The sequence below is a fragment of the Gordonia polyisoprenivorans NBRC 16320 = JCM 10675 genome (assembly GCF_000241325.1).
GTDB classification, from domain to species: domain Bacteria; phylum Actinomycetota; class Actinomycetes; order Mycobacteriales; family Mycobacteriaceae; genus Gordonia; species Gordonia polyisoprenivorans.
On record NZ_BAEI01000031.1, the window covers coordinates 227,059 to 242,764 of the forward strand.

11 protein-coding genes are annotated in these 15,706 nt (G+C 66.6%); all 11 read left to right on the plus strand.

Going from position 1 to position 15,706, the window contains the following annotated elements; genetic code table 11:
• Positions 1-38 precede the first annotated feature (38 nt).
• Entirely contained in the window at positions 39-1,262 is a 1,224-nt protein-coding gene (gene glf / locus GOPIP_RS08535; RefSeq protein WP_006369230.1) for a UDP-galactopyranose mutase, read from the plus strand.
• A gap of 57 nt (positions 1,263-1,319) precedes the next feature.
• Positions 1,320-3,266, plus strand: a complete 1,947-nt coding sequence (locus GOPIP_RS08540) for a glycosyltransferase (protein ID WP_035727510.1) — start codon at positions 1,320-1,322, stop codon at positions 3,264-3,266.
• Positions 3,247-3,984, plus strand: coding sequence for a phosphatase PAP2 family protein (locus tag GOPIP_RS08545; protein WP_006369232.1), 738 nt, complete (start codon positions 3,247-3,249; stop codon positions 3,982-3,984). The genes GOPIP_RS08540 and GOPIP_RS08545 overlap by 20 nt, the downstream gene beginning before the upstream one ends.
• Positions 3,981-4,907 carry a decaprenyl-phosphate phosphoribosyltransferase gene (locus tag GOPIP_RS08550; protein ID WP_006369233.1) on the plus strand — a complete coding sequence of 309 codons (927 nt, stop codon included), beginning with the start codon at positions 3,981-3,983 and terminating at the stop codon, positions 4,905-4,907. The genes GOPIP_RS08545 and GOPIP_RS08550 overlap by 4 nt, the downstream gene beginning before the upstream one ends.
• Positions 4,908-4,953: 46 nt before the next feature.
• Entirely contained in the window at positions 4,954-7,242 is a 2,289-nt protein-coding gene (locus GOPIP_RS08555) for an arabinofuranosyltransferase AftB family protein (protein WP_006369234.1), read from the plus strand.
• A gap of 335 nt (positions 7,243-7,577) precedes the next feature.
• Complete coding sequence (locus tag GOPIP_RS08560) at positions 7,578-8,600, plus strand: alpha/beta hydrolase (RefSeq protein WP_006369235.1); 1,023 nt, start codon at positions 7,578-7,580, stop codon at positions 8,598-8,600.
• A gap of 399 nt (positions 8,601-8,999) precedes the next feature.
• The gene (locus GOPIP_RS08565; RefSeq protein ID WP_006369236.1) at positions 9,000-10,424 is read left to right on the plus strand and encodes an alpha/beta hydrolase-fold protein; all 1,425 of its coding nucleotides are present in this window, start codon (positions 9,000-9,002) and stop codon (positions 10,422-10,424) included.
• Positions 10,425-10,671: 247 nt separating this feature from the next.
• Positions 10,672-11,214, plus strand: a complete 543-nt coding sequence (locus GOPIP_RS08570) for a hypothetical protein (RefSeq protein ID WP_026920402.1) — start codon at positions 10,672-10,674, stop codon at positions 11,212-11,214.
• Between the two features lie 13 nt (positions 11,215-11,227).
• On the plus strand, positions 11,228-12,232 hold the full coding sequence (locus GOPIP_RS08575; RefSeq protein ID WP_006369238.1) for a cutinase family protein: 1,005 nt from the start codon (positions 11,228-11,230) through the stop codon (positions 12,230-12,232).
• Between the two features lie 190 nt (positions 12,233-12,422).
• On the plus strand, positions 12,423-13,436 hold the full coding sequence (locus GOPIP_RS08580; RefSeq protein WP_006369239.1) for an LLM class F420-dependent oxidoreductase: 1,014 nt from the start codon (positions 12,423-12,425) through the stop codon (positions 13,434-13,436).
• Between the two features lie 320 nt (positions 13,437-13,756).
• Positions 13,757-15,679, plus strand: a complete 1,923-nt coding sequence (gene fadD32, locus GOPIP_RS08585; RefSeq protein ID WP_006369240.1) for a long-chain-fatty-acid--AMP ligase FadD32 — start codon at positions 13,757-13,759, stop codon at positions 15,677-15,679.
• Positions 15,680-15,706 lie beyond the last annotated feature (27 nt).

Consider the following 15,706-nt stretch of genomic DNA (forward strand, 5'->3'; position numbering starts at 1 on the left):
TGGGATTCCCTCGGTCGGGTCGGTTACCCTGAACACCCGTGGCATCCAATACCAGCGCCGATTCGCCCCGCTCCGGCCCCTATGACCTGATCGTCGTCGGCTCCGGTTTCTTCGGTCTCACCATCGCCGAGCGCGCCGCCGCCGAACTGGGCAAACGCGTCCTGGTGATCGAGCGTCGAGGCCACCTCGGCGGCAACGCCTATTCCGAGGCCGAACCGACCACCGGCATCGAGATCCACAAGTACGGTGCGCACCTGTTCCACACCTCCAACCAGAAGGTGTGGGACTACGTCAACCGCTTCACCGACTTCACCGGCTATCAGCACCGTGTGTTCGCGATGCACAACGGTCAGGCCTACCAGTTCCCGATGGGGTTGGGCCTGGTCAGCCAGTTCTTCGGGCGGTATTTCAGCCCCGACGAGGCACGTGCGCTCATCGCCGAACAGGCCGCCGAGATCGATACGAAGAACGCGGCGAACTTCGAGGAGAAGGCGATCAGCCTGATCGGACGTCCGCTGTACGAGGCGTTCATCAAGCACTACACCGCCAAGCAATGGGAGACCGACCCGAAGAACCTCCCGGCCGCCAACATCACCCGACTGCCGGTGCGCTACACCTTCGACAACCGGTACTTCAACGACACCTATGAGGGCCTCCCCGTCAACGGTTACACCGCGTGGCTGGAGAACATGGCCGCCGATGAGCGCATCGAGGTGCGCCTGGACACCGACTGGTTCGACGTGCGCGACGAGCTACGCGCGCAGAGCCCCGACGCGCCCGTCGTCTACACCGGCCCGCTCGATCGCTACTTCGACTACTCCGCCGGACGCCTCGGCTGGCGCACCCTCGACTTCGAGACCGAGGTGTTGCCCACCGGCGACTTCCAGGGCACCCCGGTGATGAACTACAACGACGCCGACGTGCCCTACACGCGTATCCACGAATTCCGGCACTTCCACCCCGAACGCGATACCTACCCCACCGACAAGACGGTCATCATGCGGGAGTACGGGCGTTTCGCGAAGGACGACGACGAGCCGTACTACCCGATCAACACCCCCGAGGACCGAGAGATGCTCGCGTCCTACCGAGCCCTGGCCAAGACCGAGACCACCGACTCCAAGGTGCTCTTCGGCGGACGGCTGGGCACCTACCAGTACCTGGACATGCACATGGCCATCGCCAGTGCGCTCACGATGTTCGAGAACACCCTGGCGCCGCACCTGCGAGATGGTGCGGCGCTGGTGGGTCCCGACGCGTGACGCCCGGGCCCGATCACCGGCGATGACAGCAGTGCAGTCGCAGACCAGAGCGGAGTATTGAGTGTGACCCCTGCCCAACAGGAGAACGTGACCGCGTCGTCGACGGTCGAACCCGACTCCACGGCGGTCGAACTGCTGCAGCGGGTCATCTTCCCCCGGCCCGGCGAACCCATCGACGTCCGTTCGCTCTACCTCGTCGAATCCGCGAGCAATGCGCGGCGTGCGCACGCCCCGAGCCGCACCTCGGTGGTCCTCGGCGCGGAGTCCGAGGTCAGCTTCGAGAGCTACTTCAATGCCTTCGCCGCGGCCTACTGGCGACGCTGGTCGATCCTCACCTCGGTGGTGCTGCGGGTCGAGGTGATCGGCACCTGCCGCGTCGATCTCTACCGCTCCAAGGTCGACGGCTCCCGCATCGGCATCGGTGGCGACCTGGTCCCCATCGACGAGAACGGCCGCGGCACCATCGAATTCGAGCTCGACCTCGGGCCGTTCGAGGACGGCGGCTGGATCTGGTTCGACGTCACCACCGACACCGAGACCGAAATCGTCTCTGCCGGCTGGTATTCGGCGATCCCGGTGCCCAGCGGTCCGGACACCAAACGCGTCACCGTCGGCATCCCGACCTTCAACCGGCCCACCGACGCGGTCAACGCTCTCGCCGCACTCACCTCGGATCCGTTGGTGGACGAGGTGATCGACGCGGTGCTGATGCCCGATCAGGGCACGCGCAAGGTCGTCGACGAGTCCGGTTACTCGCAAGCCGCTGCGGCACTGGGCGATCGGCTGCACATCTTCGATCAGGGCAACCTCGGTGGTTCCGGTGGTTACTCCCGCATCATGTACGAGGCGTTGCGGCTCACCGACTCCCCTTACGTCCTGTACATGGACGACGACATCGCGATCGAGCCCGACTCGATCCTGCGCGCGCTGGCGATGTCACGGTTCGCCCGCACCCCCATGCTGGTCGGTGGGCAGATGCTGAACCTGCAGGACCGCAGTCACCTGCACTGCATGGGTGAGGTCATCAATCACCACACCTTCATGTGGACCGCGGCGCCGTTCGTGGAATACGACCACGACTTCGCCGAGTATCCGCTGCGTGACCGGGAGAACTCGAAAAACCTGCACCGCCGGATCGACGTCGAGGGCAACGGCTGGTGGATGTGCATGATCCCGCGTGTCTGCGCCGAGGAGATCGGCCTGCCGATGCCGCTGTTCATCAAGTGGGACGACTGGGAATTCGCCTTGCGCGCAGGCAAGGCCGGATACCCGACGGCAACGGTTCCCGGCATCGCGATCTGGCACATGGCGTGGAGCGACAAGGACGACGCCATCGACTGGCAGGCGTACTTCCACCTGCGCAACCGGCTCGTCGTCGCTGCGATCCACCACGACGGCCCGATCAAGGGCATCCTGCAGTCGATGGTCAAGGCGACCGCCAAACATCTTCTCTGCCTTGAATATTCGACGGTGGCGATCCAGAACGAGGCGATCCGCGACTTCCTCGCCGGCCCCGATCACATCCGTTCGCTGCTGCCGACCGCGCTGCCCAAGATCGCCGCCATGCGCAAGGAGTACCCGGATGCCGTGGTCCTGCCGTCGGCGACCGAGTTGCCCCGAACCAGTGGTGAAGCAACACATCTCGGGACGACGGTGCCGAGCAACCCGGTCACCAAGCTGCGGGCGCTGGCCGGGGCGATCGTCAACAACATGCGTCCGGCCGATCCGCGGCATCACGAAGTGCCCCAGGCCAACTACCCGCCGATCGAGGCCCGATGGTTCTCTCTCGGCCGGGTCGACGGCGTCACCGTCACCACCGCCGACGGCCGCGGCGTGGTGTATCGCCAGCGCGACCGCGACAAGATGATCGCCCTCGCGCGTGAATCCGCGGCGCTGGTACGTGAACTCAACGAGAGGTTCCCCGAGTTGACGGAGCGCTACCGCGCCCAACACCGGGACCTGACCAGTAAGGAGAGCTGGGCGCGTGTCTTCGGAATCGACTGATCGGGGCCCATCGCCGGCCGCCACGGCGCAGACCGCGGAGCCGACGGGTGAGGTCGCCGCACTGATCGGTGTCCAGGGTGTGCTGCTCGAGGCGCCCGGCGTCGTGCCCGCCGCCCGTGGTCTTTCACACTTCGGCGAGCACTCCCTCGGCTGGCTGGCGATCAGCGCCGTCGGCTGGGGGCTGGCCGTGCGACGCGACGACGCCACCGCACAACGCCGCTGGCTCGAGGCCGGCGCGGGGGCCTTCGGCGCACACGCGGCATCGGTGATCATCAAGCGCATCGTCCGGCGCAAGCGCCCACACGATCCGCGGATCCGGGTCGGGGTGTCCACGCCGAGTCGACTGAGTTTCCCGTCGTCTCACGCCACGTCGACGACGGCCGCGGCGATCCTCATCGGTAGGGCAGCGGGTTTGCCGCCCTACCTGCTTCCGGCGGTGCTGGTGCCGCCTATGCTCACCTCGCGACTGGTTCTCGGGGTGCACTATCCGAGCGATGTCGCCGCCGGAGCCGCGATCGGCGCACTGAGCGCCGGTGCCGTCGTCGTCGGCGATCAGTTCATCGAGCGTGCCGCCGACACCGCGGCCCGCCACCCGCGATCCACCCGGCTCGCCGGTGTTGCTGCCCGCGTCGGTGCAGTGGCGCTGATGCCGGGGTCGACAGCACGCCTCCTCGTGGGGCGGGTCGTCGGCGGCGAGTCCACTAAGGAGAAGGCATGAGCGAGGAGCCGATCGAGCACGGAAAGGTCAAGGGCCCGCCCAAGAACCTGGCCACCGGGCTGATCAAGGCGGTCCGGCCACGTCAGTGGGTGAAGAACGTCCTCGTCCTCGCCGCTCCGCTGGCCGCGGGTAGCGATGCCCTGACCAACGCCGGTGCGATGGGACGCGTCGGCCTGGCGTTCATCGCGTTCTGCCTCGTCGCCTCCTGCATCTACCTGGTCAACGACGCCATGGACGTCGAATCGGACCGTAATCATCCCACCAAGCGGTTCCGGCCGATCGCCGCGGGCGTGGTGCCGGTATCGCTGGCCTACGGCCTCGCGCTGGTGCTGGGTGCGGGATCGATCGGGGTGGCGCTCATCGCCAACTGGCAGACCGCCGTCGTCATCGCCATCTACCTGGTGATCCAGCTCGGTTACTGCTTCGGGCTGAAGAACCAGGCCGTCATCGACATCTGCATCGTCTCGTCGGGCTTCCTGTTGCGCGCCATCGCCGGTGGTGTGGCCGCCGAGATCCGACTCTCGCAGTGGTTCCTGCTGGTGATGGCCTTCGGGTCGCTGTTCATGGCGGCCGGCAAACGCTACGCCGAATTGCAACTCGCCGAGCGCACCGGCGCCAAGATCCGCAAGGCGCTGCAGTACTACACCACCAGCTACCTGCGCTTCGTGTGGACATTGGCGGCCACGGCCGTCGTGCTGTTCTACGGACTGTGGGCCTTCGACAAGAACTCCGGCCACGACACCAACGTTGCCTATGCCCTGTCGATGGTGCCGTTCACCATCGCGATCCTGCGCTACGCCGTCGACATCGACGGTGGTCAGGCCGGAGAACCCGAGGAGATCGCCCTCGGCGACCGTGTGCTGCAGGTCCTGGCGGTGGCCTGGATAGTATGCGTGGGTGTCGCGGTCTATGCAGTCTCCTGATCGAGGGCAGTCTCCTGATCACGGGCAGTCACCTGATCGAGGGCAATTGCCCGAGGACGACGCGCCCACTCAGTGGCTGCGTCTGAATCTCGGCGGCGACGAGCCCGACGTGGAGCGCCCGGCCGATGGGAACGAGCGCCCGGTCGGCGAGGATGAGCGCCCGATCGACGTCAAGAAGCGCCCGATCGATGAGGATGAGCGCCCGATCGGCAAGAAGAAGCGCACGGTCGACGTCGGCGCGTGGCGGCGTTGGGGTGGCCGCGAGTGGACCGCCATCATCAGTTTCCTGATCGGTGCCATCACCGTCACCACCTTCTTCGCGATCGGCGCATGGCAGCGGCGCTGGATCGCCGACGACGGACTCATCGTCCTGCGCACCCTGCGCAACCTGTTCGCGGGCAACGGGCCGGTGTTCAACGCAGGGGAACGGGTCGAGGCCAACACCTCCACGGCGTGGACCTATCTGCTGTGGTTCTGGGCGTGGGTGACCGACGGCCAACTCGAGTACGTCGCCCTGTGGGTGGCGCTGGTGTTGTCGGTGTCGGCGGTGCCCATCGCGATGTACGGGACAGCCCGCCTGTTGCGTCGGCGCCTCGGTGGGATCACCGGCGATGGCTACACCCTGCTGCTTCCGCTCGGCCCGATCATCTACATCGCGTTGCCGCCGGCACGCGACTTCGCGACCAGCGGCCTGGAGAACGGGCTCTGTATCTTCTGGGCCGCGGTGCTGTGGTGTCTGCTGATCTCGTGGTGTCGGCGATCGTCCGGGGCCGAGGCCACCCGCGCCGGTTCGGCGGCCACACTGTTCCTCGCCTTCTGGGCGGGCCTGGCGCCGTTGGTTCGGCCCGAGCTCACGGTCATCGGCGGGATCGCCCTGGTGCTGGTGTTCCTGGCGCCCCAGACATGGAAGATGCGTGTCGGCATCGTCGTCGCCGCCGCGATTCTCCCCGTGGGCTACCAGATCTTCCGGATGGGGTACTACGCCCTGTTGGTCCCCAACCCGGCCGTCGCCAAGGACGCCAGCGGCTCCAAGTGGCATCAGGGGTTCATCTATCTGGCCAACCTCTTCGGGCCCTACACGCTGCTGTTGCCGGTGGTCCTCGCGCTCGTGGCGGGCATCCTGCTCGCCGTCGGGGTGCGCGCACGCAAGCTCAGCCCCACCGAGCCGTCATCGCAGGCCCCGACGACGGTGCGTGGCCGGTTGGCGTCGTGGTCGCGGCGTCTGCAGACGCCGGGCGCGGTGGTCACCGCGATGGTGCTCGCCGGCCTCATCGTCGGTCTGTACTGGCTGCGTCAGGGTGGCGACTTCATGCACGGCCGCGTCCTGCTGACACCACTGTTCGTGATGTTGTTGCCGCTCATGGTGATTCCGGTGACCATCCCGGTGCGCGGTGTCGCCGCAGCCTTCCGCCGTCGCCGCATGCCCGCCCCCGCTGACGCTGACAGCGCCCTCGCTGACGCTGACAGCGCCCTCGCCGACGCCGACGCCGACGGCGCCCTCGCCACCGCCGACAGCGCCCCAGCCACCGCTGACAGCGCGCCCGCCGACACCGACGGCGCTCTGCGCGCCCGCCGTACACGCCTGCAGCTGGTCGGCTCGACCGTCCTCGCGGCGATGTGGATCACCACCATCGCGTGGGCGGCGATCGTCCATGAGGATGTCCTGCCCAACGCCGGCATCGACATCGGCCGCAGCGGCATCGTCGACGAGCGACGCTTCTACGTCACCAACATGGGCATCGAGAACCCAGTCACCGCCAAGGATTACCTCGACTATCCGCGCATGAAGGCGATGGTCGAGGACATCGAGCAGTATCAGAAGGAGGGCGGCGTGCTGATCGCGTCCTTCGACTACGACCAGTGGTACATCGCCCGCCTCCCCGCCAGCACCCCGCAGGACAAGCGCCAGCTGACGGTGTTCTTCCTCAATCTCGGCATGACCAGCATGAATGCTCCGCTCAACGTGCGGGTCATCGACCAGATGGGGCTGGCGTATCCGATCGCCGCGCACACCGAGCGACTCGACGACGGCCGCATCGGGCACGACAAGGTACTGCCGACCGAGTGGGTGGTCGCCGAGGCCGGAGCCGTGGCGCGAGCCCCGATCCTGCCCGGGTTCCTCGACGAGGACGTCGTACGTCAGGCGCAGGTCGCCCTGACGTGTCCGGCCACCCGGGACCGGATCGCCTCGTACGAGGCGCCGTGGACGTGGCAGCGGTTCAAGAGCAACCTGATCCAGTCGTTCACGTTCACCGACTACCGCATCGACCGCAACCCCGAGTACGAGATCCAGCACTGCGGTCTGAGGATGCCGCCGCGCATCCACCCGCGCTGACCCGGAACCGGGGACGCTGTGAGGAACCTTCGCGCAGCATCGGAGGAACTTGCGAGAAATTATCTCGAATCGGTAACGTGCCGCGGAGTGCGACCGATAGACCGACCGTGAGAATTGCGGTGGGACCGATCCGTCCGCACCAACCTGAGAGAGCTGTGAGAGACGTCACAGAGTTTGTCAGGCTTCGGTGGCTGCAATAGGCTGCCGGGGGTTCCTCGTGTGCACGATGCACGAGGGTTCGGTGTGGGGGATCGGACGTCGCAGAGGTGTAGTCCGGAGTTCGACGCAATGACTGTTTCGTGTCGGAACCGGTGACAGAGGGAGAATGCAGGTCGATGGGTGTAGGTGAACTGGAACCGAAGGCGTCCACGGGACTCAGTGCACGGCTCGTGGCGATTGTGGTCGCCGTGATGACCGTCGCGGGTCTGATCGGAGCAGTGGTCGGAACGGGCCAGGCCGACGCGCGCATCAACGGCACCGGCTTCCGCAAGACGCTGTGGATCGACGCCTGCGGCATGCCCACCAACGGCGCCTTCGGCAACAAGTCCATGGCTCCCGGCAAGGTCCAGGTTCGTACCTGGTTCAAGCCGCAGAACAAGCGCACCGTCATCCTGCTCGACGGCATGCGCGCCCAGTACGACTTCTCCGGCTGGGAGATCAACACCAACGTCCAGGAACTGGTCAATCGCGGCGTCAACGTCGTCGAGCCGATCGGCGGACCGGCCAGCTTCTACACCGACTGGAATGCGCCCAGTAACTTCAACGGCCAGCAGAGCCGTTACATGTGGGAGTGCGTGATCAACAACCGCCTCCCGCAGGCACTGCGGGCCAACGGATTCCAGGGCAAGAACGGCAAGTACGCCATCATGGGCGTGTCCATGGGTGGTAACGCCGCACTGGTCCTCGCCTCCAAGCGTCGCGACCTCTACTACGCCGCCGGCTCGCTGTCGGGCTACAACTTCCTCAGTGCCCCCGGCATGCACACGATGATCCGTCTGGCGATGCTCGACGTCGCACCGCAGCCGTGGAACGTCGACGCCATGTGGGGCCCGCCGTGGGACGGCCGCTGGTATGACAACGACCCGTCGCTGCGCATCAACCGCATGCAGGGCCTGAAACTCTTCGTCGGTTCCGGTAACGGACTCTTCGGCAAGTACAACGCGCTGCCGAACGTCTTCGACGACCTGTTCAAGGGTTCGACGCTGGAGTTCCTCGCGTTCACCCAGGCCAAGGCCTTCGAAGGACTCGCCTTCATCAACGGCCTGCCGATCATGAGTTACTACGCCAACGGCACCCACGCCTGGGGCTACTGGCAGGACATGGTCTGGAACGCCTACTCGCGAGGCTTCTTCAACTGATCGAGTAGCGCACTGCTCGACTGAGCAACGATCAACTGAGCACCGGGACAGCCCCGGCCGCCACCACACGGTGTCGGCCGGGGTTGTCTCATTGGTCCGGCATGACCGGCTATCCGCGCAACTCACATCACAGAAGTCACAAAAATCTCACCCGCCACAGCGTGGCGTCGCGCCAACCTGCGCCACGACGTGTAAGAAACACCTGAGGCGTAATGACACCAGTGAGATTTCTGTGATTTGAGGGGCCACTGAGTCGACGCGGTCGCCGACCGCGATGCGTCGACCATCAGGGGTGCGAAGGAGCGCGAGGGTATGCGAACAGTGAGTGCGGGGCGAACGAGTGGGCGTACGGCCACTCGCGGTGCGACGAGCCGGCGAACGCCACGAGTCGTCATCACGATGGTGGTGGTCGTGCTGGTGGCGCTTGGCTGGGCCCTGATCGGTCAGCAGGACGCCGTCGGTGCCCCCGCCCCGGCCCCGGCCCCGGCCCCGGCCCCGGCGAGTCCGGCCCCGGCAGCCCCGGCGAGTCCGGCAGCCCCGGCGAGCCCGGCTGCCCCGGCTCCGGCGGCCACTCCCGCGGCCTCCCCGGCGCCCACCCAGCCCGCCCGCGTCACCAAGGTGTTCTGGTACACCGACCGTCGCGTTGCGCTCTGGGTGTTCTCCCCGTCGATGAACACCGAGATCCAAGTCCAGATCCTGCTGGCCCGTGATTGGTGGGCCAATCCGACCGCGCGGTTCCCGCAGCTGACCATGCTCGACGGTCTGCGCGCACAGGACGATCAGAGCGGCTGGGTCATCAACACCGACGTCGTCGACTTCTACAAGGACAAGAACGTCAACGTCATCCTGCCCATCGGTGGCGAGTCGAGTTTCTACACCGACTGGAAGGAAACCGACAAGGGCAAGAACTACAAGTGGGAAACCTTCCTCATGCACGAGCTGCCGCCCATCATCGAAGGTGATTGGCGCTCAACGGATGTCCGTGGCATCGAGGGACTCTCGATGGGTGGTTCGGCGGCCATGATGCTCGCCGCACGAAACCCCGGCTACTACAAGTTCGCCGCGTCGTTCTCCGGCATCCTGCAGCTCACCTCCTACGGGATGCCGCAGGCCATCCAGTTCGCCCTTCGGGACGGCGGCGGCTACGACGCGATGAAGATGTTCGGCCCGCCCAGCGACCCGGAGTGGAAGGCCCACGATCCGTACCTGCTCGCCGACAAACTGCGGGGCACCAGTCTCTACATCTCGTCGGGCAACGGCATGGTCGGCCCGTACGACAAGCCGTCCGACATCCCGATGCTGGCGACCAACTACTCCGGTGTGGGACTCGAGCTGCTCTCCCGGGTCACCTCGCAGCAGTTCGCAATCAAGTTGAACCAGTTGGGAATTCCCGGACAAGCCGTCTACCGGGCGTCGGGTACCCACACCTGGCCCTACTGGGAATTCGAGATGCATCAGGCCTGGCCGCAGGCGGCGGCAGCGCTCGGCCTCAGCGGTGACAAGGTGGCCTGCGGGGTCAGCCCGGCGTTCAAGAAGGTCGCCGGTCCGGCCCGGCTGGGAGTGTGCCTGACGCCGGAGTACGGCGTACCCGGCGGACGCGCCCAGGACTTCGCCGAAGGGCGGATCATCACCGGGCCGAAGGGTCCGCAGGTGGTCGGTGGCGCGATCGGCGGCGCGTATGTCGGCGCGGGCGGACCCGGCGGCAAACTCGGTCTGCCGACCAGCGGTGAGATGCCGTGGGGTCGCGACGGCGGCAAGACGCAGACCTTCGAACACGGCCGGATCAACTGGTCACCGAAGGGCGGCGCGCAACTCGCGCGATAGATCCAGCTCACACACGCGGCGCCCCACATCGGGTGCCGCGTGTGTGCGTCCTGAGATCTGACTGTGGAATCGCGATGTTTGCGCAGGTGAGGTGGCTCCGGTGGCGAATGTTGTCCGCCTTGTTGGGTAGCCTTGCTGGCGGTTGGGACAAACCACCACGTGTGTGTACGTGGTCACCGGCGCGCCTCTCGTCGAACCAGGGGTCGGAGGGTTCGAGGCGGCATCGGTGATGCGTGACGAGGAAGTGATGATGACGAAGTACTTGAGGCTGGGTGTGCTGATGACCGGCGTGGTGTTCGCGCTGGGTTCGCTGGCGGCATGTTCGGACGACTCCACGGCGAGCGCCCCGATCACCAGCAATCCGGTCACCACGACGTCGCTGTACTCCGCGCCGTCGAGTGCCTCGGCGTCGAGCGCACCGGAGTCCGGTCAGACCTCGGCCGGTGCCACCCCGACCACCGGCGGGTCCACGCTGCCGGCGACCACCCCTGGCTCGACGGCACCGGCATCGGGACAACTCACCGCACCGGACGGGGCGCCGCTCGATGACAAGGCCAAGCGATACCTGCAGGCCCTGCGCAGCCAGAACGTCACGCTGCTCGGTGATACCGACAACGGTGTCGCGCTGTCGCTGGCCACCTACGTCTGCGACGCGCAGAAGAAGAACACCGACCCGGTGACCACCAAGGCCTACGTCACCGCACTGGTCGCTCCTGGCACCCAGAACACCGCGGAGGCCAATGCCAAGGCCGACAAGGTGATCAAGGCCGCCCAGGACAACTATTGCTAGCGGCAACCGACCTGTGAACGCCCGGAAGAAACGCTCACGGACCTCCCGTGCGCTGCGCCTGTTGATGGTTGCGGTCGCGCTGATCGCCGTCATCGCGATCGTGCTGATCGCGATCTGGATCAAGGGCATCGTCGAGGGTCCGCCTGCACCGCCGCGTGGTGGCGGCCCGTCGTCGACGACGACGACCCCGCCGAACCGGCCGGAGGCCCAGCCCGCCGACTGCGCCGACGTGTTGACGCTGGTGATCCCGGGTACCTGGGAGTCCACGCCGAACGACGACCCGCTGAACCCGACGTCCAAGCCGGCGTCGCTGCTGCTGCGCGTCTCCAAGGCGATCAAGAGTGAATTCCCCGAGTCGCGCACCGAGGTCTACACGGTGCCCTACATCGCCGAGTTCCGGAACCCCACGATCCTCAACGATCGGCAGAGCAGCTACAACGACTCGCGCACCCAGGGCTACAAGCGGGCCGCGGGCAAGATCATCTCCACCCACGAGCACTGTCCGCTGACGCGCTACGTCATCGTCGGCTTCTCGCAGGGTGCGGTCATCGGCGGGGACCTCGCCTCGGCCATCGGCAACGGCCGTGGAAACGTGTTGCCGCAGTCCGACGCCGATCTCGTCCTCGGGGTCGGACTCATCGCCGACGGCCGCCGGCAGCCCGGCGATCAGCGTGACATCGGACCCAACCCGCCCGGCGTCGGTGCCGAGATCGCACTTGCCGGGATGGGATCGCTGGTGCCGGGGACCACGATGACCGGCCCGCGTCCCGGCGGCTTCGGGGATCTGCAGAGCAAGGTCGTATCCATCTGTGCCCCAGGCGATCTCATCTGCGATGCGCCGACGGCGTCGAATCCGTTGAGTGCCGTGAGTCAGCTGGCGAGCGCCATCAACAACCCGGTGCACGCGATGTATGCGACGCCGCGGTACTGGTCTCTGGACGGTGCGACCGCGACCCAGTGGATGCGCGGCTGGGTCAACGGACTCATCGACGAGGCCCCGCGTCCGGCGCACAACTGAGCACCCACGTCGTGGCGTCGCGTGCTGCGGGGTGGCTGGGAAGGCCCTGAGCGGGGACCGATCCGTTTGGGCGGCGCCGACCTGCTGCATTAACGTTGTGGGCTGGCTCGGCGGTGTCCTGCGGAATGGGGACGCCCCCGCACGGCCACGAGAACTCATGACGACGCCGCGAACGCGACGAGGAGAACCAATGACCCAGGGCGAGACCACCGGGACCGGTGGCGGCGAGACCACGCTGCGCGCGTTCCGGTTCGGCGCCGGTGGTGAGGGCAACAAGGACGAGGGCGGCGCCCGCAAGTTCGTGAAGTTGGCCCAGACCGCCGAAGAATACGGATACGACACCTTTGCCGTCCCCGATCACCTCGGCAACCAGGTCGGCCCGCTGGCCGCACTGGGAGCGTTGAGCCAGGCCACCGACCGCATCAGGCTCGCGACGTCGGTTCTCGCGAACGGCTTCCGACATCCGGCGCTGTTGGTCAAGGAGGCCAACACCATCGACGTCCTGAGCAAGGGCCGCCTGGAACTCGGGATCGGTGCGGGCTGGCTGAAGGAGGAGTTCGACAAGGCGGGTATCGAGTTCGAATCCCCCGGTGTACGCATCCGGCGGCTCGATGAATCGCTGACGATCCTCGACAAGCTCATGCGCGGCGAGACCGTCGACTTCGACGGTGAGTTCTACCAGATCAAGGGACTCGAGGGCAGCCCGCGACCGCGTCAGGGGCCGCGCCCGCCGATCGCCGTCGGCGGTGGCGGGCCCAAGATGCTCGCCCTGGCCGCCAAACACGCCGACATCATTTCCGTGGCGCCGGGCACCACCTCCGACGGGCGGATGAAGTTGTCGGACATGACCATCGAGAAGACCGCCGAGCGGGTCGACCGCATCCGCCAGGCCGCAGGCGACCGGTTCGCCGAGATCGAACTCAACTGGACGATCGCGGTCATCGTCATCACCGACGACCGGCAGTCCACGGCCGAGATGGCGCTCAAGGCACTCGAACAGGGGTATCCGCCGAACATCGAACGCGACACCGAGTTCACCGTCGATGACGTGCTGAACTCGCCGTACATCGCGATCGGATCGTTCGAGGAGATCGCCGACCAGATCCGGGCGGTGCGGCGGCGCACCTCGATGTCCTACGTCGGGGTGTTCCCGACGCAGATGGATGCCTTCGCGCCGGTCATTTCGCTCCTCAAGGGAGAGTAAAGTGTGTCCTCGGTCCGGGGGCGGAAAGCCGCACGACAACCGCCGGCGAAGGACCGCTGCAGTGGCGTGATCACACTGCGGTGGAGTCAAGGTGGACATGACGATCATGAAGTGAGCGAAAGGGTTGGGAAGAGTCGTGCGACCGCGACCAACGCGGTCCACGGACGAATGGGTACCGACACGACCGCCGGTGCACGGCAAGGGACGACTCGAGGGTCACACTGAACCGAGCAGCGCGGTCGGGCGCCGCGGGGTGTGCCACGAGGTACGCACGATATGCCCATTTGGGGGCAGGAACGTGGGGGCCACAGGAGTAATGAATGCTGAAGACTGAATTTGAGCAATTCCTCGACGAGAACGGTCAGCTGCACTTCACCGAGGACGCAACACTCGTCGACTACGTCGAGCGCAACGTCCGCGACGCGGCCGACACACTCGCCTACCGCTACATCGACTACAGCCGGGAGCGCGAGGGCGAACGTCAGGACCTCACCTGGGCGCAGTTCGGCAAACGACTCCGTGCGGTGGCGGCACGGCTGCAGCAGGTCACCAAACACGGCGACCGCGTCGCGATCCTCGCCCCGCAGTCGCTGGAGTACGTGATCGGCTTCTTCGCCGCGCTCTACGCGAGCAACGTCGCGGTTCCGCTGTTCAGCCCCGACGAGCCCGGTCACACCGACCGGTTGACCGCGGTGCTCTCCGACTGCGAGCCGACCGCGATCCTCACCTCCACCAAATCCGCCGAGGCGGTGCGCAACTTCTTCGCCGACCGCCCGGCCAAGGAACGTCCCCGCGTCATCGCCGTCGACGCGGTGCCCGACTCCGTCGGCTCGAGCTGGGTCGCACCGATCGCCGGTAAGGACCACAACAAGGACACCGTCGCCTACCTGCAGTACACGTCGGGATCGACGCGCGTGCCCGCCGGTGTCGAGATCACCTACCAGGCGGTGGCCGCCAACGTCCTGCAGATCTATGACTGCATCGAGATCGACCGCAACGCCCGCGGCGTCACCTGGCTGCCGATGTTCCACGACATGGGCCTGCTCACGGTGATCCTGCCCGCACTCGGCGGAAAATACATCACGATCATGAGCCCGCAGGCGTTCGTGCGCAGGCCCGGTCGCTGGATTCGCGAACTCGCCGCCGACGACGACAACGCACCCACCTACGCCGCGGCGCCCAACTTCGCCTACGAGCACGCCGCCGCCCGCGGCCTGCCGAAAGAGGGCGAGAAACTCGACCTCTCCAACGTCATCGGCCTGATCAACGGCTCCGAACCGGTGACCGTCAGCTCGATGAAGAAATTCAACGAGGCATTCGGCCCGTACGGGCTGCCCAAGACCGCGATCAAGCCGTGCTACGGCATGGCCGAGGCCACCCTGTTCGTGTCGGCCACCCAACGCGACAACGAGGCCAAGGTCATCTACGTCGACCGCGAAGAACTCAACGCCGGGCGGATGAAGGTCATCGACTCCGACGCGCCCAACGCCGTCGCGCAGGTCTCCTGCGGACAGGTCGCGCTCAGCCAGTGGGCCGCCATCGTCGACGCCGCCGAATACGACGAGACCGGCGTCGGCATCGAGAAAGCCGACGGCGAGGTCGGCGAGATCTGGCTGCACGGCCTCAACATCGGCGCCGGCTACTGGAACAAGCCGCAGGAAACCAAGGACACCTTCGAGAACACCATCACCACACCGCTCACGCAGAACAGCCACACCGAGGGTGCTCCCGCCGACGCGACCTGGATGCGCACCGGCGACTACGGTGTGTGGCTCGACGGTGAGCTCTACATCACCGGCCGCGTCAAGGACCTGGTGATCGTCGACGGCCGCAACCACTACCCGCAGGACCTCGAATTCAGTGCGCAAGAAGCCAGCCCGGCCCTGCGCCCCGGCTTCGTCGCAGCGTTCGCGGTCCCGGCCAACGAATTGCCCAAGGTGGTCTTCGAACAATCCACCAGCGGACTGACCTTCGACCCCGACGACGCCTCCGAGCAACTGGTCATCGTCGCCGAACGCGGACCGGGCAAACGCCACGACCCGCAAGAAGTCGCCGACACCGTGCGCGCCGCCATCGCCGGACGCCACGGCGTCATGGCCCGCGACATCCTGCTCGTCCCCGCCGGGTCCATCCCACGCACCTCCAGCGGCAAGATCGCCCGCCGCGCGACCAAGGCCGCCTACATCGACGGCAGCCTGCGAGGTGGGTATAAGCAGACGGCCTTCCCAGATGCGGGCGTGTAGCGCAGCGAAGCCTTTCGCCGCACACCC